This is a genomic window from Weizmannia sp. FSL W8-0401 (assembly GCF_038009125.1).
Classification (GTDB): Bacteria; Bacillota; Bacilli; order Bacillales; family Bacillaceae_C; genus Weizmannia; species Weizmannia coagulans.
In genome coordinates this window covers 3,110,980-3,132,527 of record NZ_JBBPAG010000001.1, presented here as the reverse complement: position 1 = coordinate 3,132,527, position 21,548 = coordinate 3,110,980, and the positions used below count along the sequence as shown (strand labels likewise).

Here is a 21,548-nt window from a genome sequence, read left to right as displayed (position 1 = left end):
TTATGCAGGTATCGCCGCTTTTTTCTATTTTTTTGCATCCCAAAGAAAGTCCGTGACAATCCGGTCCACGCGCTTATTCTCATGAAGGCTGCTGTGTTGCGCATTTTTTCCGTAAACAATTTTGGACGTATACTGCTTTTTCGGCACGATGAACCTGCCGCCAAGCGCGCTGTCCAGGGAAACAAGGGAATCCCCCGATGCCGGTTTTTCCACAACGCCTGCAATGGCAAGCACCTGAATATGCGGGCTGAAGCGGTTTTTGTTGGCATATAAAGCTTTGAACGCTACGGAACCCGGAAGCAGGTCGCGCGCCGCATCGCCGGTATTATTCGGATTTTGCTTAAAAACACGGATAAGCACGCCTTCATAAGGGCTTCCAATCGTGACAAGCTTTTGAATGACCGGATATTGCCGCCTGCCGGAAGTATCTTCAATATATTTTGTGCAAATCAAACCGCCCATCGAATGCCCGACGAGATTTGCTTCTTTCACATCGTATTTCGTATAAAGAATGTGCATGGTTTTTTCAAGCCAGCCGGCCGTTTGCCGGAAACTTGCACGGTTATCGGAAAAAATGACCTGGATCATCGGATGCCGGGCCCGGTTGGAAATTTCCCCATTGACCACAATCATCCCGTCTTTTGTGACGCGAATCACCATTGCTTTTTCAGCAACTCCGCTTTTTTCCAGCCGGCCGAGCATCCCGTTAAACGATCGGGCCGTTCCTTTATACCCGTGTACAAAAACAGTCGGAACGGGTTTTTGTGCCGGCGGGGCCGCAGCAGCATTGCTTTTGTCCGTACGATGGGAAAACCATACAGTTGAAAGGCTGAGCATAAGAAACAAACAAATCATGGCCAGAATCGCATTCCGATGTTGGATATATGGCATGCTAACACCCCTTGATGGAAGTCATGGTGTAACTTTCCTGCGAAATGATGTTCATTTTATCATACAAAATAGCGAAAGGGAATAGGGAGAAAGCGGTTGTAACAGAATTTTTCCGATGCCATTGACGAAGAAAAAGTTTCATTCTATGATGTGGAAAACGCTGGTTTCTTTACTGGTGAATAGGCAGGCGTAAAGGAGGGAAAACTCTTGTTGTCTCGTGTATACGATGATGGTTATAAATGGAGGAAAAGTTGTGGATTCAATACTTGAACGAATTCAAAAGGAAATGCATCACTTTACGGGCACTGAAAAGAAAATTGGCACATATATTTTGGAGCATTCTGAGATGGTTCCGACGATGACCACAAAAGATTTATCAGAAAAAACCGGCGTAAGTGAGTCAAGCGTTGTCCGGTTTTGCAAAACAATCGGCATGGCAAGTTTTAAAACGTTTAAGCTGGAGCTTGTGAAAAATTTAACTTTAACCGAAAGCCATATGACAGATTTTTCAATTTTGCAACAAAAAGATTCTCCTTATGATTTATTCCAAAAAGTCACTTATGGGAATAAAAAGGCGATAGAATCGTGTGTTTCTTCACTTGACAGGAGAGAGCTGGAAAAAGCCGCCGATGTGCTTGAAAATGCCAGAAAAGTGGTGTTTTTCGGTGTCGGCGGGTCGGTAACTGCCGCTGTCGATGCATGCTATAAATTTACAAGGCTGGGCTGCCAGTCTATTTTTTCCCAGGATTACCATTACCTGATCTCCCTGATTCCCTATATGAATAAAATGGATGTGTTTGTGGCGCTCAGCGTTTCAGGGCGGACGAAGGATGTACTCGAACTCGCTGATTTTGCGAAAAGGAAAGGGGCAAAAGTGATTGCCATCACGAATATGGAGAAATCCCCGCTGTACAAAGAAGCGGATATTAGGCTTTGCACGCCGGTAACCGAGGAAGATTTCCGGATCGGAACGACGTCTTCGAGAATGGCGCAGCTGAATATCATTGACGCGCTCTATTTAAGTGTTTTTCAGCGCAAGGGGGAAGACATTTTGAAGTATTACAATGAAACGAGAAACGAATACCTCAGGCTGCGAAGATAACGGGAATTTTGTAAAAGCCCCTACACAAGATTTATATCTTTCTTTTACAAATCCAACATACTTCCTTCAAAATCCTTTTTTACAATAAGAGGCGTAAGCACAAAACGAAAAAGGGGAGGAAGAACATTGGGTAAAAAGAACCGTATGATGAAAGCGGCAATTGCCTTGTCTGCAGTGGCGGTATTGGGGATATCCGGGATTGCAAATGCAAAAGCTTACAAGCCTTCGCAACACACCGGTCACGCCACTTCCGCGAAGACGAAGAACGTGATTCTGTTTGTCGGGGATGGTATGGGGGCTGCGCAACGGGATGCGATCCGCCTTGCTTCAACCGGCCTGAGCGGGGACCTTGAAATGAACAAAATGCCGTATACGGGGGTTGTACATACAAGCTCCACCTCCGTGGTGACCGATTCGGCTGCGGCTGCGACCGCTATGGCGTCAGGCGTTAAAACGTATAACGGGGCAATCGGTGTCGATGCCAATAAAGTAAGCAAAAGGACCGTCCTTGAAGAAGCAAAGCAAGCCGGCAAGTCAACAGGATTGGTCACGACAAGCCAAATCACAGATGCAACGCCTGCCGCTTTCGGTGCCCATGTCAAAAACCGTTCTGAACAGAGCAAAATTGCAAAGCAATATTTGAAAAACAGCAAAGTGGACGTGTTGCTCGGCGGCGGGGAAGATTACTGGTACCCGCAAGGCACACAGGGCGCTTATAAAGACCACCCGGCAAAAGATACTTCCGAAGCAAGCAAAGGCACGGAAGGAAATCTTGTCGACGAAGCGAAACGGCTCGGTTACCAGTATGTTTCAGATGCTTCCGGACTGAAAAAGGCAGGCGGGAATAAGCTTTTAGGCCTTTTTGCCAATGAAGAAATGTTTGAACAGCGAGAGGAAGGCCAAGGCGACCAGTACGACCCGGTTGTTTCACTTCCGGAAATGACAAAAAAAGCAATCAGCACGCTGTCAAAAAATAAAAACGGCTTTTTCCTGATGGTTGAAGAAGAAGCCATCGATGAAATGGCCCATGAAAATAACGCCTCCCAGCTGATCAAGGCGGGCCGGCAACTGGATCATGCCGTAAAAGTGGCAAAGGATTATGCGAAAAAGCACCCGGATACACTTGTGCTCGTCCTGGCCGACCATGACTGCGGCGGCATGACGGTTGAAAATGTCGATAACAGCGACGAATCCGGGGACGGCATTTCAAAAGAAGACGGACCGTTCCAGGTGGCGGGTTCAAGCGCGCAATTTGTCGTGGACTGGACAACTTCCGGCCATACGGCAGTCGATATCCCGCTCACGGCGATAGGCAGCGGCGCATCGTTGTTTGAAGGCACTTATGAAAACACATATATCCATGATGCTTTGCTGAGAGCGATGGGGCTGAAAAAATAATATATACCGGCCGGACAACTGCCGGGGTGGTCAGCTCTGAGGAGTAAAAATTTTTCGTGATAATTTAAATATACCTCCCAAAAATGCGGCTAAATATGTAATAATTTAAATAATTAGAGCTTACTGGACGAATATTTTGGCATTGCTTACTGACAAATCGGATACAAGCTAATATTCGATTCGTTCAGCAAGCCCTAATTAAACTTCGCTGTTTTGAGGGGGTTTTTATTTTGGTTACTAGAAAAGAAAAAAGAAATCGTGAAAAAGAAGCAAATTATTTTTTCGAGTTCCTTAAAATTCAGAAGCATTTTTTCAAAGACCTGATGAATAACCTAAAAAAGGTAGCAGACCACCGACATCAAAGCTATATCACTTATGGTCCAGAGGTCCTTTTATTTACGATGATGTTGAAAAATATGACCGGCCTAAAATCCATGAGAAACATGAGTGAGAGTTTTAATAAAGAAGAATGTATTAAAAATGTAGGGAAGGTGTTAGGCTTAGATTCTCTTGAAGAACTTCCACATTATGATACAATTAACGACTTTTTATCTGGCTTAGATGTAAATGAATTAGAAAAAATTAGAACGTATATGATTAAAGAATTATTGAAAAAAAGGTCTCTCGAGTCTTATCGAATTGAAGGAAAGTACTGGGGTGTCATCATTGATGGAACTGGATTACACACCTTTCATGAGAAACATTGTAAACACTGCCTGAGACGGGCATATACAAATAAAGAAACAGGAGAAACGAACGTACTTTATATGCACCATGTACTTGAAGCCAAGCTTGTCGTGGGGGATATGGTCTTCAGTATTGCCTCCGAATTTATCGAAAATGAATCAGAAAATGTTTCTAAGCAAGATTGTGAATTAAAAGCCTTCGACAGGCTGGCAAAGAAAATAAAAAAAATATTTAAAAGACTACCGATTTGTATCTTGGGAGATAGTCTCTATGCATGTGAAACGGTATTTAATCTGTGCAGGGCGCACAAATGGAAATATATATGCAGATTTAAGGAAGGGAGAATTAAAAGTATCTCGACGGAGTTTAAGGCAATAAAAGAGCTGGAACAAAGTAAGGATCAGAATTCATTAGTTTGGGTGAATGATATTGCCTACAAAGACAGAACGGTCAATCTGATGGAGGCCACAATGAAAACAGAGGATGGGAAATCGAAAGAGTATGTATTTATAACGGATATTAAAATCACGAAAAAGAACGTGGAACGACTCATCGCTGCAGGAAGAAGCCGCTGGAAGATTGAAAATCAAGGATTTAACGAACAAAAAAATAATCGTTACAATATAGAACATGCCAATAGCCAAAACTACACAGCCATGAAAAATCATTATTTATTAGTTCAAATAACAGATATTATTAGACAGCTGTTTGAAAAAGGTTCGTCAATCTTAAAAGCACTCAAAAAAACGGCAAAAGAAAAATCCTCAAATCTGTTGGAAGCGTTTCGGACACGCATTTTAACAGACGAGGATTTCACCCATTTAAGTAAGCCAATACAAGTAAGGTTTACTTAATGGTTATATTATAGCAAAGGATGTGATGTAAAAAAAGGTTTTTTTGAAGTTATCCACAATTTTAAAAAAGAAATTTGCAAATTCGGCTCTTTTTGACTTTGAAAGCAGAAAAAATAGATGGAAAAATTTTCTAAATGTGGATAAGTCATTTTATCATAAAACATCTAAAAATTGATGAATTTACTCTTCAGAACTGCGGGGTGGTTTTCTCCGTATACCACCCCGGCAAAATCTGTTATAATAGAGGCAAATTTTGCGGAAAGGATGGGAGCCTTGTGGCAGCAATGGAAAAAGCCAAACAGGTTTTAAAGCAATATTATGGCTATGATCATTTCCGCCGCGGGCAGGAAGCCATTATCAGCCGGATCATGGATGGCAAGGATACACTGGGCATGATGCCGACCGGCGGGGGGAAGTCGGTTTGCTACCAGGTGCCGGCCATGCTTTTATCAGGGGTCACGCTTGTCATTTCGCCGCTGATTTCCTTGATGAAAGACCAGGTGGATACACTTTCAGGCATGGGGATACCGGCAACATATGTGAACAGCTCCCTGGATCCGACAGAAATCAATGAGCGGCTTGCGGCTGCATCAAAGGGCGCATACAAATTAATTTATCTCGCACCGGAACGGCTCGAATTTCCTCCTTTTTTGCATCTTCTCGAAAACATCAATGTCTCCCTTATCGCTGTCGATGAAGCGCATTGCATCTCACAATGGGGCCACGACTTCCGCCCAAGCTACCGTTTAATCGAAAAACTAATTTCACAATTCAAGCCAAAACCGGTGACGCTTGCTTTAACCGCTACAGCGACGCCGCAGGTAAAGAAAGACATTTGCCAGCTGCTCATGATTCCGGAAGAAAACACAGTGGCTACAGGTTTTGCCCGTGAGAACCTGCATTTCCAAGTGGTGAAAGGCCAGGACCGCGATGCCTTTGTGCTGGACTACATCCTGAAAAATAAAAACCAGTCCGGGATCATTTACACGGCAACGAGAAAAGAGGCCGAACGCATTTATCATTTTCTTGTTAAAAATGGCATTCGTGCGGGAAAATATCATGCAGGGATGAAAGAAGCGGAGCGCGGCAGCTTTCAGGACCGGTTTTTATACGATGATGTTTCCGTGATGGTCGCCACCTCCGCTTTCGGGATGGGGATCGACAAAAGCAATGTGCGGTTTGTCATCCATTATCATATGCCGAAAAATATGGAGGCGTATTACCAGGAAGCAGGACGGGCCGGGCGCGATGGGGAAGAAAGCGACTGTATTTTGTTGTTTGCTCCCCAGGATATCCATACGCAAACTTTTTTAATTGAGCAGTCAGCCAACGAAGACAGAAAACTGGGCGAGTATGCCAAGTTGCGAAAAATGATTGACTACTGCCATACGGAAGGCTGTTTTCAGCAGTTCATTTTGCATTATTTCGGCGAAAAAGAGGCACAGCCGTGCGGCAAATGCGGCAACTGCTTGGATACCCGCGCAAAAACAGACGTGACAAAAGAAGCGCAAATGGTTTTTTCCTGTGTCAAAAGGATGCAGGAACGGTTCGGCAAAACCATGATTGCAAAAGTGCTGGCCGGGTCAAACGACCAGAAAATCAGGCAATTCGGTTTTGACAAGCTGTCCACTTTTGGCATTATGAAAGACAAAACGCAAAAAGAAGTGGCTGAACTGATTGATTTTCTGACAGCTGACGGTTTTTTGCGTGCCAAAGACGGTACATACCCGGTGCTTATGCTGACAAAAAAGGCAGTGGAAGTCCTGCTTTCAAAAAAACAGGTTTTCCGGAAAGAAAGTGTCAGGGCGCAGCAAATTGCAACCGATAACCTTTTATTTGAAAAACTGCGCACACTTCGCAAAGAGATTGCTGACCGTGAAAAAATACCGCCTTATATTGTCTTTTCCGACCAGTCGCTGAGGGAAATGAGTGCCAGGATGCCGGTAACCAGGGAGGCTTTCCTGCAGGTGAAAGGGGTTGGGGAAAGAAAGGCGGAACAGTACGCCGAGCTGTTTATGCACGTGATCCGGACATACATGGAAGAAGAAGGGATACAAGCGCAAGCGCAGCCGAAAGCATTGCCGCATACAAAAAAAGCGCGTGAAGACGGGAAAGAAAAAAGCCATCATGTGACATACCGCCTGTTACAAGAAGGCAAAACGATCCGTGAAATTGCGGAAATCCGCGGCATGTCGGAAAGAACGATTGAAACGCATGTGATCAAATGTTCAGACGAGGGATTTCCGGTAGAATGGAGCCGCTTTATTCCTGAAAGGTACCGGGAGCGAATCGCCGATGCCGCAAGCCGGGCAGGTACCGGGCGGCTTACGCCGATAAAGGAATTGCTGCCGGATGAGGTCAGTTATTTTATGATCCGGGCTTTCTTACAGGAAAGGAAGCATCATCCGGACCAAGGAAAAACAGTATCATATATTTCTGGAGGGGATTGGCATCATGATTGAATGTATCGCGTCTGATATGGATGGAACTTTGCTCAACTCAAGGCAGGAAGTCAGCCCGGCAAATGCCGAAGCGATTAAATTGGCACAGAAAAAAGGGATTCACTTTGTCGTGACAACTGGCCGTTCTTATGAAGAAGCGCGGCTTGTGCTCGATCCTGTCGGCATTGACTGTACGGTAATCGGGCTGAACGGGGCCGAAGTGCGGGATGAAAAGGGAAAATTACTCAAAACAAGCGGGCTGGATCCCCTGACAGCTTCCCGGGTTGCTGATGTTTTCGACCAACTCGGCATTTATTATGAATTTTTTACAAATAAAGGCACTTATACGAAAGATTACGAGGAAAACATGGATATGCTGGTCGATTTGTTCCATTCCGCAAACCCTGAAGTGCCGGTGGAAGAAGTGCGAAATTATATTGAGCAGCGCGGCATCCGGAGATACGTCCATAATATTGGAGATACAAAGGATATTTTTCACGATCCGTCCATTTTGTTTTACAAAATACTGGCCTTTAATGAAGAAGAACAAAGGCTGCGGAAAATCGGCAAGGATCTTGAAAAAGACTTTCCAGATATTAAAGTGACTTCATCAGGATTCCGCAATATTGAAATCAACCATGTGTCGGCGCAAAAAGGGATTGCGCTCAAGGAATACACGGAAAAACACGGGCTCTCGATGGAAAAAACGATGGCCATCGGGGACAACTTAAATGATATTTCCATGCTCGAAAGGGTGGGCTACCCGTTTGCGATGGGAAATGCCGAAAATGAAGTATTGGAAATTTGCCGCTACCGGACGAAAAGAAATGATGAAGACGGCGTGGCAAAAGCGATTTACAGAATGCTTGAAATGTGTTAGAACACAATTGCCCCCCCGTTTATATTGGTAAACCGGGGGGCAATTATATTGCAATGACGGCGTCAGAGCCCCTTGCACCACTCAGCCCATGGCGCCTTTACGGGCTCGCTTTTTACCATTACCGGACCCGGTCGTTTTCCCAGTCATACGTCCAGAAGTATTCATAATGGAGCCATTCCAGGGTTTCCGGGTCCTTTTGCTTCAGTTTTTCTTCCCGTTCCGCCATCATCCAGCCGGTCTGGGAAAGGTGGGCTTTCATGGCGCCGATTTTTTGCTCGGCTGCGCCGCTCACATCATTGCGGACATCCGGCTTTCCGATCTCCGCTTCATGGTTTTTGGAAAAAGCAACGCAGTGGAGTTTCGGGCGTTTGTTTTCAGGAATTCGGCGGAGCGCGCGGACAACGGCTCTTCCGGTTGCTTCGTGGTCAGGATGGACAGAGTAGCCCGGGTAAAAGGTAATGACAAGTGACGGATTCAGCTCATGGACGAGGTCAAGTACCATTTTGACCATCTTCTCATCGTCTTCAAATTCTACAGTTTTATCGCGCAACCCCATCATACGTAAATCCTGAATCCCCATAATCTCGGCCGCCTTTTGCAGTTCTTTTTTCCGGATATGCGGCAGCGATTCTCTTGTGGCAAAAGGGGGATAGCCGAGATTTCGCGCCATTTCCCCAAGCGTCAGGCAGGCATAAGTGACCGGCGTGCCGTTTTTCACATGGGTTGCGATCGTGCCGGATACACCGAAAGCCTCGTCATCGGGATGCGGGAAAATCACCAGAACATGGCGCTTTTTTTCCATTTTTCTCATCTCCTCACTCAAATGGTGTCATGCTCAATTCGAGGGCAACAGCCAACTTCCCGTCATAACCATGGCCGGCAAAAAGCAAGCGGTCGAATTCATCTTTTTCAAAGTGGGTCAGGCCTTCTGCATAAATCCAGCCAATTTTCATTTTCAGGCCGATCCGGTACGGGCCGTCCCCAACAATTTTTCCGTGTTCATAGGATACTTGCGCATTGCGGATATAGGCGCCTGCAGAGAAAAATGACTCATTGACATGGGAGGCATAGGCGCCATTGGTTGTTTCCAAATGGATATACACCGGTTTTCCGGCAAGTTCGTCCAGCCATTTTTGGGCTGTTTGTTTTTGTATCGGTTCCATTTTTTTCCTCCTTTTGGCCGTCCGCTCCTGTTTCTTTCCATTATACCAACCGGCGGCGCTTTAAGGAAAAATTAAAAACCGGGTCCCCGGCGGAAAGTTCCGGCAGGGCCCGGTTTGGCTTAAGAGTTGGTATGCGAAAAACGGGTATAGGCTCCGTGCATCACAGGGCCGACATATTCGTTCAGCTTAAAGCCGTGTTCAATCGCCATATGGACAAATTCTTTTGCCACTTTCACTGCGCCGGACACTGTGTTGCCCTTTGCCAGTTCGGCCGTGATGGCTGCGGCAAATGTGCAGCCTGCACCGTGGTTATATGTTGTTTTTATTTTTTTCGATTCGAGAATTTCAAAATCTTCCCCATCATAGAACAAGTCGATGGCCTGATCCGTATCCAGCCCCCTGCCACCTTTGATGACAACATTTTTCGCGCCCAGTTCATGGATTTTGACCGCTGCTGCTTTCATATCCTCAACGGTTTTAATCGGGCCGGTTTGTGCCAGCTGCCAGGCTTCAAACAAGTTCGGCGTTGTAATCGTCGCCCGCGGCAGCAAAAGCTCGCGCATTGCATCCGTATTTTCCGGCTGCAATACTTCATCTTCGCCTTTGCATACCATAACCGGGTCAATGACCACTTTGTCGAGATGGTATTCATCTATTTTACGGGCGGCCAGTTCAATAATATCCACTGAACCGAGCATACCGGTTTTCATGGCATCAATTCCGACAGAAAGGATGGTCTCAAGCTGCGGTTCAACAATGTTGACATCAATCGGGAAAACATGATGATGCCATCCGTTTTTAGGATCCATCGCAACGATGGAAGTAATCGCGGACATGCCGTAAACCCCGAGTTCCTGGAATGTTTTCAAGTCCGCCTGAAGTCCCGCGCCGCCGCTCGAATCAGAACCGGCCAGCGTAAAAGTTTTCTTTAAACCCATCACGCACCCATCTCCTTTAAAATAAGCTTTACACTATTTTAGAATATAATACTGCCATAAAAAATACAAATCCCGGGGACGTGCATCAAGCGGCCGAATGCTTGATGAACAGGGGATGATCTGCCAGTCACACAGCAGGGCCGCGAACCGAACTTTAGAATGACCGGCTTTCAAAAGAAGGTATTGTAATATTTAAAATAGAAAGTAAATATTGATTTATTTAATCATCTGTACTATATTTTAACTTGAGAAAAATAAGAATTCCATGATAAAGAACCATGTCTTGTGAAAACAGTATTTTACCTGAAATATTCATAGCTACAAATCCCATTTGATAAATTTTGTTAAGTTTAATCTGGCAACTGGCCCAGGAAATTGCTGGTATGAATGCTTATTTTCGTAATTTCTGTTGCAACTTTTTGTCTATAAAATAGGCTGCGATAAAAATCGCCGGTATAAACAATAACTTTGGAATAGATATATTTGAAATCCCCGTTTTTTTAATATAGACAAAAACAAAAATGGCGATTAGTACCAGCGTGAATATGGCGGATTTCATTCTCCCACACCCCCATCCGTGTTATTTAAACTTTTTAACTGCCAATTTTCGCTATTTAATTCATGTGTGAAAGACAGGCTTGCTTCCTTTTCATGTGACACAATAACAAACGTTTTTTGCTTACTTTGTGTGATGATGTCAGATAAAACTTTTCTACTGGAAGTGTCCAAGGAATTAAACGGCTCATCCAATAAGACCAATTCTGAAGGGATCGATAAGTTAATGGATAAAAAGATTTTTTGCCGGGTCCCTAATGACAAATTTTTCACTTGCTCATTCTTATAGGCATCAACATCAAACTTTTTACAGTATTCATATACTTGTTTGCTGAATACAGGGCCGTAATGAAATAACAAATTGTAAAATTGAATATTTTGTTCCATTGTTAATTCTTCATAAAATACAGGAGAGTCTCCAACAAATACTCTACGCTTGCGAATGTCTGCAAAACTTAGCTTTTCACCAAAAAACCGCAACTCATAAGACAGATGAGGATCGTCTATAATATTTGCAATGATTTTCAGCAAAGTAGTCTTTCCTGAACCGTTTTTTCCATATAATCTTACAATACTGTTTTGATCTATCTCGATATTTACGTTATTAAATAACCTGGGTTGATTTTCATAACCATAAGTTAAATGCTTTATTGATATCCTTTCCATATCTATTTCACTTCCGTTCATACATGTGATATGTCCGCTTCAATCCATGCAGCAATTACCAATAAAATGGTTGCGAAAAGAAAAATCGATACTAACTTTATAATTTCAACTTTATATCTTAACTCTTGTTCACTTTTAGAATTCAATTTTAAAATGTTAATGCAACGCAGGCTTTCAAAGCCAATTGTTGCAAAAAGCAAAAATGCAATTACTTCTATAATCCCATGTGGGATTATTCCGGTTAATACAGGTTTGAGCCCATGGTTTCTTATAATTGCAAATGAGAAAGCACCTAAAAAAACCCCATTATACCCCAAATATATTATACTAATTACACCCAAACTAATCCAACCTAATACCATGATTTTAAGCCCCAATGTATAATTATGAAGAAACAGGTCAACAAATCTTTGCTCATTTTCGGTATACTTGAAACTTAAAAATTTTGATAAGAATGCTCCGGTTATAAAACTAATACAATAAACGGCTAAAGAAACAAAAAAGTATTTTTTATATGTGGTAATTATATTTTTCATAAATTCTTAAATCCCCGTGTTTAGTTATTTTTTGTTTTAATAAACCTATTGACAGGACTGTTTGATTTTTTGTAATCCTTGTTGCTGTAAACTACTTGTCCAAAAAGAGTAAAGGCGATAGCCAAGAAGGGGCAGAGCCAATAAATCCCCGAGATAAATTTGAACATCGCTATTATGATCAATCCTAATATTGTAAATTGGGTTATAAGCTTCGATAATACATTATTCGCTGTAGCAATTAACGAAAATCCGTCAAATTCATTCAGCCTGTCAATTTTAGGAGGATTACTTTTGCCGAGCAATAAAACAAAAACATCATAATTGGTTCTAAGCGAGTATAAAACATATTCGTTTTTCATCGCATAAAAAAATGGAATTAAAATTAAAAAAGACAGGCTTTGTTGAAATGAAATACACATAGTTGCGATAAGGAACAAAAGCAAATGGCAAAATAAATATACATTGATTGTTCTTTTTAATAATTCATATTTTGAATATAAAATATCACTTTTTTTAATCTCATATATTTTAAAAATTTCCATCATCGAGCATTCTTGTTCAAACTTAAAAATTTTTTTGTAGATAAAGCTTGTAGTGCTTATCGCTCCCTTCAGAATGATGTGGAGCTGAAAAAACATAAAAATAAGGGTAACGATGATATTATGAATATAAGGTGCCGAGGCCAATGAAATTCCTGTACTGACAGAAAGTTCTCCCGTGATAAACAGGTCAAAAGGATTGTTCAGTAATTCTTTTGAGTTTGCTTTTAAAGAATAGTAGTCAGCATAGGTATAATAGTGCTCCTTATTCAATGTTTTATATAAAAAACCAAAGAAGGGCGTTTGATAATAAACTTCCTTCGTATCTTTTGAGAAAGCAAAAATGATAATACTAATGATGAATAGCAATACCACGGTTAAAGTAGCCGTGAGAATATGCATATGGCTAACAAACAAGGCTGCATTTTTAAAAATGATAAACAAATTTGAGCTTAGAAGTATTTCTTTTGCTTGATTATTTAAATTTGTGATGGCTTTTAATTTATATCCATAAGTAGATATGTTACGTCTTGATTCATAAATGATTTGCATGAAGATGGAAGCAACGGTATAAACGAAGCAGCATAACAAAGCTTTTGTTGTCAGGTTTAGTACAATACGGAAACCTTTATGATAAGATAACGATTTTCCAAGTAAATGAATACAAAACAGGAGCAGTTCGAACAAAATCACAATCAATATGTACTTCGTTCCCATCCTGTGTAAATAAAAAAACACCCCAAACGGCACGATTTTGGTTAAACTTTGCACCATGCTAACCATCCAGTCGAGCAGTATAACCTTTTTCATTAAATTGTTATTCTTCCCGAGATACCTGCTAAAATGATAGACCAAGTACCTTTCATCTAACATTTTTCTTGTTGTCATAACAGCTTTCACTTGGTCGCCAACAGTCAGAATCAGAGCCACTCCAATAAGAATATTTTTATGGTCCGGTAAAAAGATCCTGTTAAAAATAGAAATTAAAAATACAGATATAAAGACTTCAAACAAAAAACTCAATAGAATGTATTTTTTAGTGCTCTTTATTTTCAGTACCTTTTTTATTAAAAAACCTCGGGTTGAGTATGTATTTATGATATATAGCATAACAAGCCTAAAAATCCCCATAAACATCACTCCACAATAAAAATCAATAAATGTTTTTTAACAGCCAGGACTGTAGATCCTGGCTGTTCCAGTTTTTACCAAGCAATAGCTCTTTTTTTGCCATATTCCTTAGCTAAATGTTTTACTTCTGCAATAAACGCTGTCCATCCCATATCGAGGATTGCATCAACGCCACCTGACATAACTACTGTGACGGCTCCTATTATAGATGCTATAGTACCAGCATGCAATACAGCTGTAACAACACCAGATGCTATTCCTGCAGAAACATGAAACTTAGATGCAACGTGGAATAATCCCATATTATATTCACCTCCCTTTTAAAAGTAGACCCTCGGGATTAGTTACATTTTTAAAATTTAATATTTTTATTATTTTAATTTAACCCGAAGGGCCTATTTTAATAACTTTTATATAAACCCAAATTAAGAAAGTGCAAAACTTTACTAGATTGATGCAGGTAATTGGAATAATATGGAAAATAAATGGATAATATTATCAAAAATGGAATCACAACTGCCTATTTTTGGGTTATTAAGGCCACAGTTGCCCCCTCCCCACATTTGCGGGCGTTTCAATTTCCAGTATTCTGTTTCAGCCTTCACACTCAGTCAATCAGCCGTACACTTTGAATCATTTGCCGGAATGCCTTTTTATGGGCGTATGTTTCACAAATATTTAAAATGACACTTCGGCTGTGATAGACCAGCACGCCAGCCGCGTAGATGAATTCCCTCCGGAATCGCCTGATCGTATAAGAGCGATACGCTGGCGGACAGTGTTCTTTTTTAAAGATCTCGAATAAATTGTATGCCAGCAGTTTAATCAGCAGATCCATTTGGTTGGCGTCAAATGAATGCGTTGAAATCTTGCCCATCGAGAATCCATATTTTGACTCTTTGATGTAGTTTTCCATGCAAGCCCTTTGATTATAGAATCTCCAAATATCAATGGGTTCCCAGTCCATGTTCGTCACAATCGCTTCATACTTCCATAAAAAATCACAAGCTTGAAGCTGACTGTCCTCATATTTGTCAGCTTTACGAATTACCGCAACTCTTCTTGGCTTCTTCCAGGAACTTGCCTGGTAATCAACGGCTTTTCCCTCTATCACGGTCAATTCGTCGTCAACATAGCGGATCCACGGTGAATCATCGTTTTCAACCCTTTTTTTAAGTCTCGAAGTCCACCTCAGTTTGCCGGTATAGCCAATCCCACCGTTTTCCCAGTAACTGTAGAAATCTTCTCCACCAAATCCTTTGTCAAAACGGGCATAACGAATAGGGTAATGGGGAGAAAGCAGCTGATAGGTCTCTTCTGCAAAACCGAGTACCCCTTGAGAAGAATGGGAATTTCCCTCCCTCAGCCTGGCGTTTAAACAAAGACGGGATTTCCCTTCAAATACAAGAAGAGGGTGATAACTTTTTCTTCCCGGCTTGTAGGGATTTACTCCGACCCCTGCTTTTTCCTGGCCCCCATAGACGGTTTCCACGGTTGAATCAAAATCCAGAATGAGCTCCTTGTCAAGCCAGGGTTCAATCAAATCCATCATGCGTTCTTTGAATTCAAGATCAGCGCCCTCCAACTTTTCCAGCCTTAGCAGGTCTTTATTTAAAAGGGTATAGTGCGGGCATTTCTCGCCCATAAATGCCAAGATTAAAGGATCATCCTGCAAAGTCCGGAAATGAGATAGCCGGGAACAATTGGACAGCCAGCCAATCACCAGGTATATAAAGATTTTGCTTAAAGGATATTTGGCATTGTATTTTTTCAAGCAGTCAAAATCCCGGAAGGTCTGTTCAATCTTCATTCTTTCCAGAAACTGCAAAATCGGGAGCAGCCCGCTAAAATTCGTACTCTTCTTTAAACGAAACGCATATTTGATTTTCGAGACAGAAGTGATATAATTCACCTTAAAGGTGCCCTCCTTTCTGGTTTGGTAGTTCTATACAAACCCAATTATACCAGAGATTCGGGGCACCTTTTTATTTTAAGCTTCTGCTTTACTCTCGTAATTCAGGATAAATGTTATGCACATTTATATCATTTATTGCTTGGAAATTATCAATTTGTTCAAGTGTATGTTATTAAAATGTGTGTTTGTTGACAATAGACACATGTGTCCAGTTATACCTGAAAACAGAAGGATGGGTGATGAAGTAAAGCTTTTGGAAAAAGTGTCTGATAGATTTCAGCATATATCTTTAGTGATGCCGAAAAATTTTTCGTTGACAACAGTCAGTAATTTATTAAAATAAAAAGTATCGAAAGATTTTGTGATTGATTTGAATTTTTAATTGTTCGTTTTTTTAATTTGAAATGATAAGCTTGTAAATCAAAACTTGTAAATCAAAAATAGAATACTCAAATCATATGGGGTGGGAGCTGATGGTATATCAAGACAAACAATTTCAATCAGAGGAAATGTTTTTACAAAAAATCATAAATGCCGAAAATGTAGGGGTAGCAGTAAAAACTGCCAGATTAGAAAAGGGTTTGACACAAAAGGATCTTGCAGGCAACATATTATCCGAAAAAACGGTTCATCGGATTGAAAAAGGTCAAGTACTACCCAGTCTGTTTACCTTTTTTTACATATTGAGCAGACTAGAATTATCAGCTGACAGTTTTTTGTCTCTCTTAAGTGATCTGTTTTTATAATTTTTGCAACTGTTAGTTTAATTGGCCTGGTTTAAAGACACGTCCCAGGATGGCTGAATATGAGCCATTTAACCTAATAAAAGCAGAAAAAAGCCGGCTTAAGGAACGCCGGCCCGGTCCGGTTTTATAGCAGGTGTTCAGGCTCTTCCTGGTTATCCGTGGCAATGACGACAACGCGCCCTTCATCGAGTAACTTTTCATACTGAACGGCTTCCATTTCCGACAGCCCGAGCGCCTGCATTTTCGAACGCAGCTCATCTCCCCGCTCCCTTAACAGATTGCCGACCGAATCAACGACCCCTTGTTCTTCCATGCCGACCGATCCGGTTTCCGTTGCATCGGTTAAATCTTTTGACCGGTTTTTGTCATGCGAGAAAATATAAATATTATCTTTCGAAAATCCTTCATTTTCAAACTCGGTTATCTTATTTGTCGCTTCGAGCCCGTTTTCGACAACTTCTATTTTATGCATCTGTCTTCCTCCTTCCGAAAAATGGTGGTGCTTCTTTTGACATTTATATAACCGCTTCCTGCCGTCCTTAAACAAAGAAAAGTTTTACAGCCGCCGGACAGGGAAACTGGTAAAATTAAATTAGATGATAGAAAGGGGCTGTAAACGGAATGAAAGACATCTTTAAAAATGACTGGGGCCCGCTTTTAAAGGAGGAATTCCAAAAAGCATATTATTTAAAATTGAGGGAGTTCCTCAAAAAGGAATATGCATCAAAGCGGATTCATCCTGATATGTACGATATCTTTAATGCTTTCCATTATACGGCTTACCGGGATATTAAGGTTGTCCTGCTTGGCCAGGACCCTTACCACGGACCGGGCCAGGCGCACGGGCTCAGTTTTTCAGTAAAGCCGGGGGTGGAGATTCCCCCTTCGCTCCGGAATATTTTCAAAGAGCTGCATGACGACCTTGGGTGCAGGATTCCGCAGCACGGGTGCCTGGTTAGCTGGGCAAAGCAGGGCGTGATGCTGTTAAACACCGTGTTGACTGTCAGGGAGGGGCAGGCCCATTCGCATCAGGGAATGGGATGGGAGATTTTTACAGACGAAGTGATCCGGAAAATCAATGCGAAAGAAACACCTGTCATTTTTCTGTTATGGGGGAGGCCTGCACAGAGCAAAAAAGCACTGATCGACACCAACAAACATTTCGTTTTAACTGCTGCCCACCCAAGCCCGTTATCCGCCCATCGCGGTTTTTTCGGGAGCCGCCCGTTTTCAAAAACCAACAATATTTTGCGCAAGTTGGGAGAAAAAGAGATCGACTGGCAGCTGCCGGAACAGGAAAAGCTTTAAAACGCATTCCATCGAGGAAATCCGACAATGTTCCACGTGAAACGTGGCGGCTTTTTTGCAAAGTATGACAGCGTTCCGCATTGTTCGGACAGACGGCCTCTGTTAAAATAAATGTAAGCAAACGACAAATGCGGGCCAGCAAAGGAAGGAAACATTGTCAGGACCGGCACCCTGCAGCCATGATGCGATCGGAAGTCATGAACCTAGCGATTACAAATTTCAGGTTGGACGCCTATGCTACAGGGAACGCATCACAGCAGCGGGATGAAAACAAATTTTCAGGCTATATAAAATGAATAAAATATCGCAGTTCTGTTGCCTTCGGAAAAAATGTCATCGTGCAAATGGAACGCGGGCTTGGGGGAAAAACTTATATTCATTGCTCATACTTTTTTGCAGTAGGCAACAGATTTCATTTATTTTATATAGAAATTGAACAGAGGTGCGGATATGGCCATTACAACGGAAATGCTTTTGGAAAAAATGGAGCAGGAATTGGCAAAGGCAAAACAGGCAATGCCGGCGGAACAACTCAGGGAGCATATCTATGCGGTAAAAGCTTTGTGCGAAGTTTTATTGGAAAGCCAGCCTGAACAGCCATTGCCTGCCGGTCCTTCTGTGCCGAAACCGGTGCTTAATCCGGAGCCGTTGAAAACGGAAGATGGTGCAAACGGGGACTCTATTTTTGACTTTTAATCGCAAACAATTGAAACAACGCCAGCCAAGCGGGAGTCCCTGTTTTCCTCTGCAGCTTCTTATACGGTTTGCACTGCCATCATAGCTTCCTATTGGCATCCAGCTTTGTATGGTGAACATTTACGTTGGCAGCGTTTCATATTAAAAAACGGGAGTGCATCGCATGAATATTTTTGTTTTTCTCGGAGCAATTAACGCATGTATATCTGTTGCGCTCGGGGCTTTCGGGGCCCACGGGTTGAAAGGGATCATGGATCAGAAGTATCTGGATATTTGGGAGACCGGCGTCCGTTATGAAATGTACCATGCGCTCGGATTGATTGCGATCGGCATTCTTTCCGGCACCCTCAAATCATCCGCACTGCTCAGCTGGTCAGGATGGTTGATGCTGATTGGCATCGTCCTTTTCTCCGGCAGCCTTTATGTTTTAAGCTTAACGAAAATCAGTGTGCTTGGTGCGATTACGCCAATCGGAGGCGTCGCGTTCCTTGCTTCCTGGATACTGCTCGGCATAGCGGCGGTAAAGTGGATGTAAGAAAAAACAGCCCGGTTTCGGAGCTGTTTTTTCTTTCGCTTATCCCCGTGGCGGATAGGTTGCCAGCGGCTGACCGGCCTGCGTTGTGCTGCCATATGGGTATTCATATTCAATTTCTTCAGAGAAGACAACATAATCAACATAGACCATCGGGATTAAATAACGCTGCCCGGTTTGCGGGTCACTGAGAATGACATGGTCCCGTCCGGCAGCTTCAATAATGCCATTGAACACTTTAGCATTCCATTCCCGGTTGTTTTCAAACGTGGCGTACAGCGTGACCAGCTTTCCTTTATTCAGCCGCAAAATATTTTCAATATACGATTGTTCAAGCGGAAGCTGGCCGGGCAGGTTCTGTGATGGCGCCTGCGCTTGCTGCCCCCCGGGAACCTGGTACTGCGGATAATATCCCCCGTAATAAGGCTGTGCGGACTGCCGGTAATAATAAGGATATCCGTATACGGGCGGTGTGTAATTGCCGTTTTCCAACTGATTTCCCCCTCCATTTTGCATATCGGTCTGCCCTGGTTTTTGTAAAATGCATAAAAAACAAGGGCATTCACTACATTCATGTGTATGCCGGCCGGAAACGGGTTATGCTTAAGATCTTTCGTTAAAAAATCCTTCCAGCAGGCTGGAAGGATTTCTTTTAACCAATATGCAAATAGGAGGTTAACCTTTCTTCGTCAAGCAGGCTGCCAACATAAAACGGGCCGAATTCCCCATACCTTGCGCTTGCTTCGTCAAACCGCATTTCATAGACGATTTTTTTGAACTGCAGGGCATCATCGGATAATAAAGCCACACCCCATTCGTAGTCGTCAAGCCCGGTGGAACCGAGAATATATTGTTTTACCTTGCCGGCATATTTGCGCCCGATCAATCCGTGGCTTTTCATTAACGTCTTTCGTTCTTCCATTGGCAGCATGTACCAGTTGTCATTGCCTTCGCGCCGTTTATCCATCGGGTAGAAGCAGAAGTATTTAGATTTCGGCAATGCCGGGTAGAGACGCTCCCGGACACGTGGATTTTCATATGCAGACTCGTCCGCTTTCCCGCCGCGCACATAGTTGCTCAGTTCATTTACACCGATGTACGAATATGCCGGAATTGTAAAATCAGCAATCCTTAATTTATTTAAGGCTGTTTCAATTTCTTCGAGGTCTTCCAGGGCCGGCCGCATCGTCCATAAAACAAAGTCGGCTTTCTGGCCGGTGATGGTGTATAAAGCATAAGCCCCTTCGTGTTTGCTTTGGATGGCATCCAGTTGCTGAAGAAATTGCCGGAATTCTTTCACAGCCGCATCCCTTTCTTCCGCAGGCAGCGCCTTCCAGCCCGCCCAGTCGAGAGAACGGAAATCATGCAGTGAGTACCAGCCATCCAGTGTTTCTGCTGCTTCGCTCATTTTTTTCCCTCCAAATGTTTTTCTCTTCCCTTACTATAACACAGGTTAGAAGAGGGAAAAAATATTACGGCTGCCGCGAAATTGTCTAAAAGAAGCCTTCTTTTGCCTTTGATTTTCCGGAAAAATGGATTATCCTTAAAATGGATACCGTTATACGAGGAGTGTTGAGCGTGAGTACATTTTTTGACGGGATAAAAGAAAAAGTGCGGGGGCACAACAAAACGATTGTTTTCCCGGAAAGTTCGGATGAAAGAGTTTTAACAGCTGTCTCACGGTTTGCATCCGATGAAGTGATCCGGCCGGTTTTAATCGGGAACAAGGACGAAATCCAGGCAAAAGCACGGGACATCGGTGTTTCCGTCGAGGGCGTTGCAGTGTATGACCCGGAAGACTATGCCGGTTTTGAAGAAATGGTGCAGGCTTTTGTGGAACGGAGAAAAGGCAAGGCGACGGAGGAAGATGCGCGCCAAATATTAAAAGACGTCAATTATTTCGGCACCATGCTCGTCTATTTGAAAAAGGCGGACGGTCTGGTAAGCGGTGCCATCCATTCGACGGCTGATACAGTCCGGCCGGCATTGCAGATCATTAAAACAAAGCAGGGCGTGAAAAAAGTTTCCGGCGTCTTCATTATGGTGAGGGGCGAAGAGAAATTTGTTTTCGCAGATTGTGCAATCAATATTTCACCGGACAGCCAGGATTTGGCGGAAACAGCCGCGGAGAGCGCAAAAACTGCCCGGACATTTGATATTGAACCAAGGATTGCGATGCTGAGCTTTTCAACAAAAGGCTCCGCCCATTCCGATGAGACGGAGAAAGTGGCGCAGGCTGTCCGGTTGGCAAAAGAACGCGATCCGGAGCTTGTGGTGGACGGCGAGATGCAGTTTGATGCTGCGTATGTGCCGGCTGTTGCACAAAAGAAAGCGCCGGATTCCGTGATTCAGGGCAATGCAACCGTGTTTATTTTTCCAAATCTGGATGCGGGGAATATCGGTTATAAAATGGCCCAGCGTCTTGGCGGTTTTGAGGCAGTTGGCCCGATTTTGCAAGGGCTGAATGCGCCTGTCAATGATTTGTCGCGCGGCTGCAATGCGGAAGATGTTTATCATTTGGCTTTGATTTCCGCGGCACAAAGTTTGTAAGGGAGTTGCCAGGCTTCCGG

General features: G+C 43.0%; 22 protein-coding genes. 10 read left to right on the top strand and 12 right to left on the bottom strand.

Annotation, left to right across the window (positions count from 1 at the left end; all coding sequences use genetic code 11):
• Positions 1-24: 24 nt before the first annotated feature.
• A complete protein-coding gene (locus tag NSU00_RS15225; protein WP_340703111.1) occupies positions 25-891 on the bottom strand; it encodes an alpha/beta hydrolase in 867 nt (288 codons plus the stop codon).
• 253 nt (positions 892-1,144) lie between these two features.
• Between NSU00_RS15225 and NSU00_RS15220 the strand changes: the two genes are divergently transcribed.
• From NSU00_RS15220 to NSU00_RS15200, 5 genes are all read left to right on the top strand, one after another.
• Positions 1,145-1,993, top strand: coding sequence for a MurR/RpiR family transcriptional regulator (locus NSU00_RS15220; RefSeq protein ID WP_118498706.1), 849 nt, complete (start codon positions 1,145-1,147; stop codon positions 1,991-1,993).
• Between the two features lie 126 nt (positions 1,994-2,119).
• Complete coding sequence (locus tag NSU00_RS15215; RefSeq protein ID WP_340703110.1) at positions 2,120-3,391, top strand: alkaline phosphatase; 1,272 nt, start codon at positions 2,120-2,122, stop codon at positions 3,389-3,391.
• Positions 3,392-3,621: 230 nt separating this feature from the next.
• A complete protein-coding gene (locus tag NSU00_RS15210) occupies positions 3,622-4,932 on the top strand; it encodes a transposase family protein (protein WP_340703301.1) in 1,311 nt (436 codons plus the stop codon).
• Between the two features lie 275 nt (positions 4,933-5,207).
• Complete coding sequence (recQ, locus tag NSU00_RS15205) at positions 5,208-7,394, top strand: DNA helicase RecQ (RefSeq protein WP_017550995.1); 2,187 nt, start codon at positions 5,208-5,210, stop codon at positions 7,392-7,394.
• The gene (locus tag NSU00_RS15200) at positions 7,387-8,253 is read left to right on the top strand and encodes a Cof-type HAD-IIB family hydrolase (protein ID WP_017550996.1); all 867 of its coding nucleotides are present in this window, start codon (positions 7,387-7,389) and stop codon (positions 8,251-8,253) included. Before recQ ends, NSU00_RS15200 begins: the two co-directional genes overlap by 8 nt.
• A 118-nt stretch (positions 8,254-8,371) precedes the next feature.
• On the opposite strand, the gene bshB2 is transcribed toward NSU00_RS15200, so the two are convergent.
• The 8 genes from bshB2 to NSU00_RS15160 form a co-directional block, all read right to left on the bottom strand.
• Positions 8,372-9,055 (bottom strand): bacillithiol biosynthesis deacetylase BshB2, encoded by a 684-nt coding sequence (gene bshB2 / locus NSU00_RS15195; RefSeq protein WP_340703873.1) that lies wholly within the window; start codon positions 9,053-9,055, stop codon positions 8,372-8,374.
• A 13-nt stretch (positions 9,056-9,068) separates the two neighbouring features.
• Positions 9,069-9,416, bottom strand: a complete 348-nt coding sequence (locus NSU00_RS15190) for a YojF family protein (RefSeq protein ID WP_013860797.1) — start codon at positions 9,414-9,416, stop codon at positions 9,069-9,071.
• 119 nt (positions 9,417-9,535) lie between these two features.
• A complete protein-coding gene (pdxK, locus tag NSU00_RS15185) occupies positions 9,536-10,354 on the bottom strand; it encodes a pyridoxine/pyridoxal/pyridoxamine kinase (protein ID WP_017550998.1) in 819 nt (272 codons plus the stop codon).
• Between the two features lie 555 nt (positions 10,355-10,909).
• On the bottom strand, positions 10,910-11,575 hold the full coding sequence (locus NSU00_RS15180) for an ATP-binding cassette domain-containing protein (RefSeq protein WP_013860792.1): 666 nt from the start codon (positions 11,573-11,575) through the stop codon (positions 10,910-10,912).
• A gap of 17 nt (positions 11,576-11,592) precedes the next feature.
• Entirely contained in the window at positions 11,593-12,111 is a 519-nt protein-coding gene (locus NSU00_RS15175) for a stage II sporulation protein M (RefSeq protein WP_017550353.1), read from the bottom strand.
• A 20-nt stretch (positions 12,112-12,131) separates the two neighbouring features.
• Positions 12,132-13,781: a hypothetical protein gene (locus NSU00_RS15170; protein WP_340703872.1), complete on the bottom strand. Its 1,650-nt coding sequence runs from the start codon at positions 13,779-13,781 to the stop codon at positions 12,132-12,134.
• 74 nt (positions 13,782-13,855) lie between these two features.
• The gene (locus NSU00_RS15165) at positions 13,856-14,083 is read right to left on the bottom strand and encodes an uberolysin/carnocyclin family circular bacteriocin (protein ID WP_017550351.1); all 228 of its coding nucleotides are present in this window, start codon (positions 14,081-14,083) and stop codon (positions 13,856-13,858) included.
• Positions 14,084-14,388: 305 nt separating this feature from the next.
• Positions 14,389-15,693, bottom strand: a complete 1,305-nt coding sequence (locus NSU00_RS15160) for an IS1380 family transposase (RefSeq protein ID WP_340702980.1) — start codon at positions 15,691-15,693, stop codon at positions 14,389-14,391.
• Positions 15,694-16,169: 476 nt separating this feature from the next.
• Between NSU00_RS15160 and NSU00_RS15155 the strand changes: the two genes are divergently transcribed.
• Positions 16,170-16,442, top strand: a complete 273-nt coding sequence (locus NSU00_RS15155; RefSeq protein WP_017550349.1) for a helix-turn-helix domain-containing protein — start codon at positions 16,170-16,172, stop codon at positions 16,440-16,442.
• 124 nt (positions 16,443-16,566) lie between these two features.
• On the opposite strand, the gene NSU00_RS15150 is transcribed toward NSU00_RS15155, so the two are convergent.
• Positions 16,567-16,914 carry a general stress protein gene (locus NSU00_RS15150; protein ID WP_237348700.1) on the bottom strand — a complete coding sequence of 116 codons (348 nt, stop codon included), beginning with the start codon at positions 16,912-16,914 and terminating at the stop codon, positions 16,567-16,569.
• Positions 16,915-17,063: 149 nt separating this feature from the next.
• Here NSU00_RS15150 and NSU00_RS15145 point away from each other — a divergent pair, with 149 nt between their 5' ends.
• The 3 genes from NSU00_RS15145 (at position 17,064) to NSU00_RS15135 (ending at position 18,981) form a co-directional block, all read left to right on the top strand.
• The gene (locus tag NSU00_RS15145) at positions 17,064-17,750 is read left to right on the top strand and encodes a uracil-DNA glycosylase (RefSeq protein WP_061566649.1); all 687 of its coding nucleotides are present in this window, start codon (positions 17,064-17,066) and stop codon (positions 17,748-17,750) included.
• A gap of 450 nt (positions 17,751-18,200) precedes the next feature.
• Positions 18,201-18,446 (top strand): YwdI family protein, encoded by a 246-nt coding sequence (locus tag NSU00_RS15140; RefSeq protein WP_017550345.1) that lies wholly within the window; start codon positions 18,201-18,203, stop codon positions 18,444-18,446.
• Positions 18,447-18,609: 163 nt separating this feature from the next.
• Positions 18,610-18,981 (top strand): DUF423 domain-containing protein, encoded by a 372-nt coding sequence (locus tag NSU00_RS15135; RefSeq protein ID WP_029143102.1) that lies wholly within the window; start codon positions 18,610-18,612, stop codon positions 18,979-18,981.
• A 39-nt stretch (positions 18,982-19,020) separates the two neighbouring features.
• Here the strand turns inward: NSU00_RS15135 and gerQ are convergent, their stop codons facing one another.
• Together gerQ and hemQ are read right to left on the bottom strand one after the other, a co-directional pair.
• Positions 19,021-19,470, bottom strand: coding sequence for a spore coat protein GerQ (gerQ, locus tag NSU00_RS15130; RefSeq protein WP_340703107.1), 450 nt, complete (start codon positions 19,468-19,470; stop codon positions 19,021-19,023).
• Positions 19,471-19,630: 160 nt separating this feature from the next.
• On the bottom strand, positions 19,631-20,386 hold the full coding sequence (gene hemQ / locus NSU00_RS15125; RefSeq protein WP_013860784.1) for a hydrogen peroxide-dependent heme synthase: 756 nt from the start codon (positions 20,384-20,386) through the stop codon (positions 19,631-19,633).
• 140 nt (positions 20,387-20,526) lie between these two features.
• Between hemQ and pta the strand changes: the two genes are divergently transcribed.
• The gene (gene pta / locus NSU00_RS15120; protein ID WP_100228779.1) at positions 20,527-21,528 is read left to right on the top strand and encodes a phosphate acetyltransferase; all 1,002 of its coding nucleotides are present in this window, start codon (positions 20,527-20,529) and stop codon (positions 21,526-21,528) included.
• Positions 21,529-21,548 lie beyond the last annotated feature (20 nt).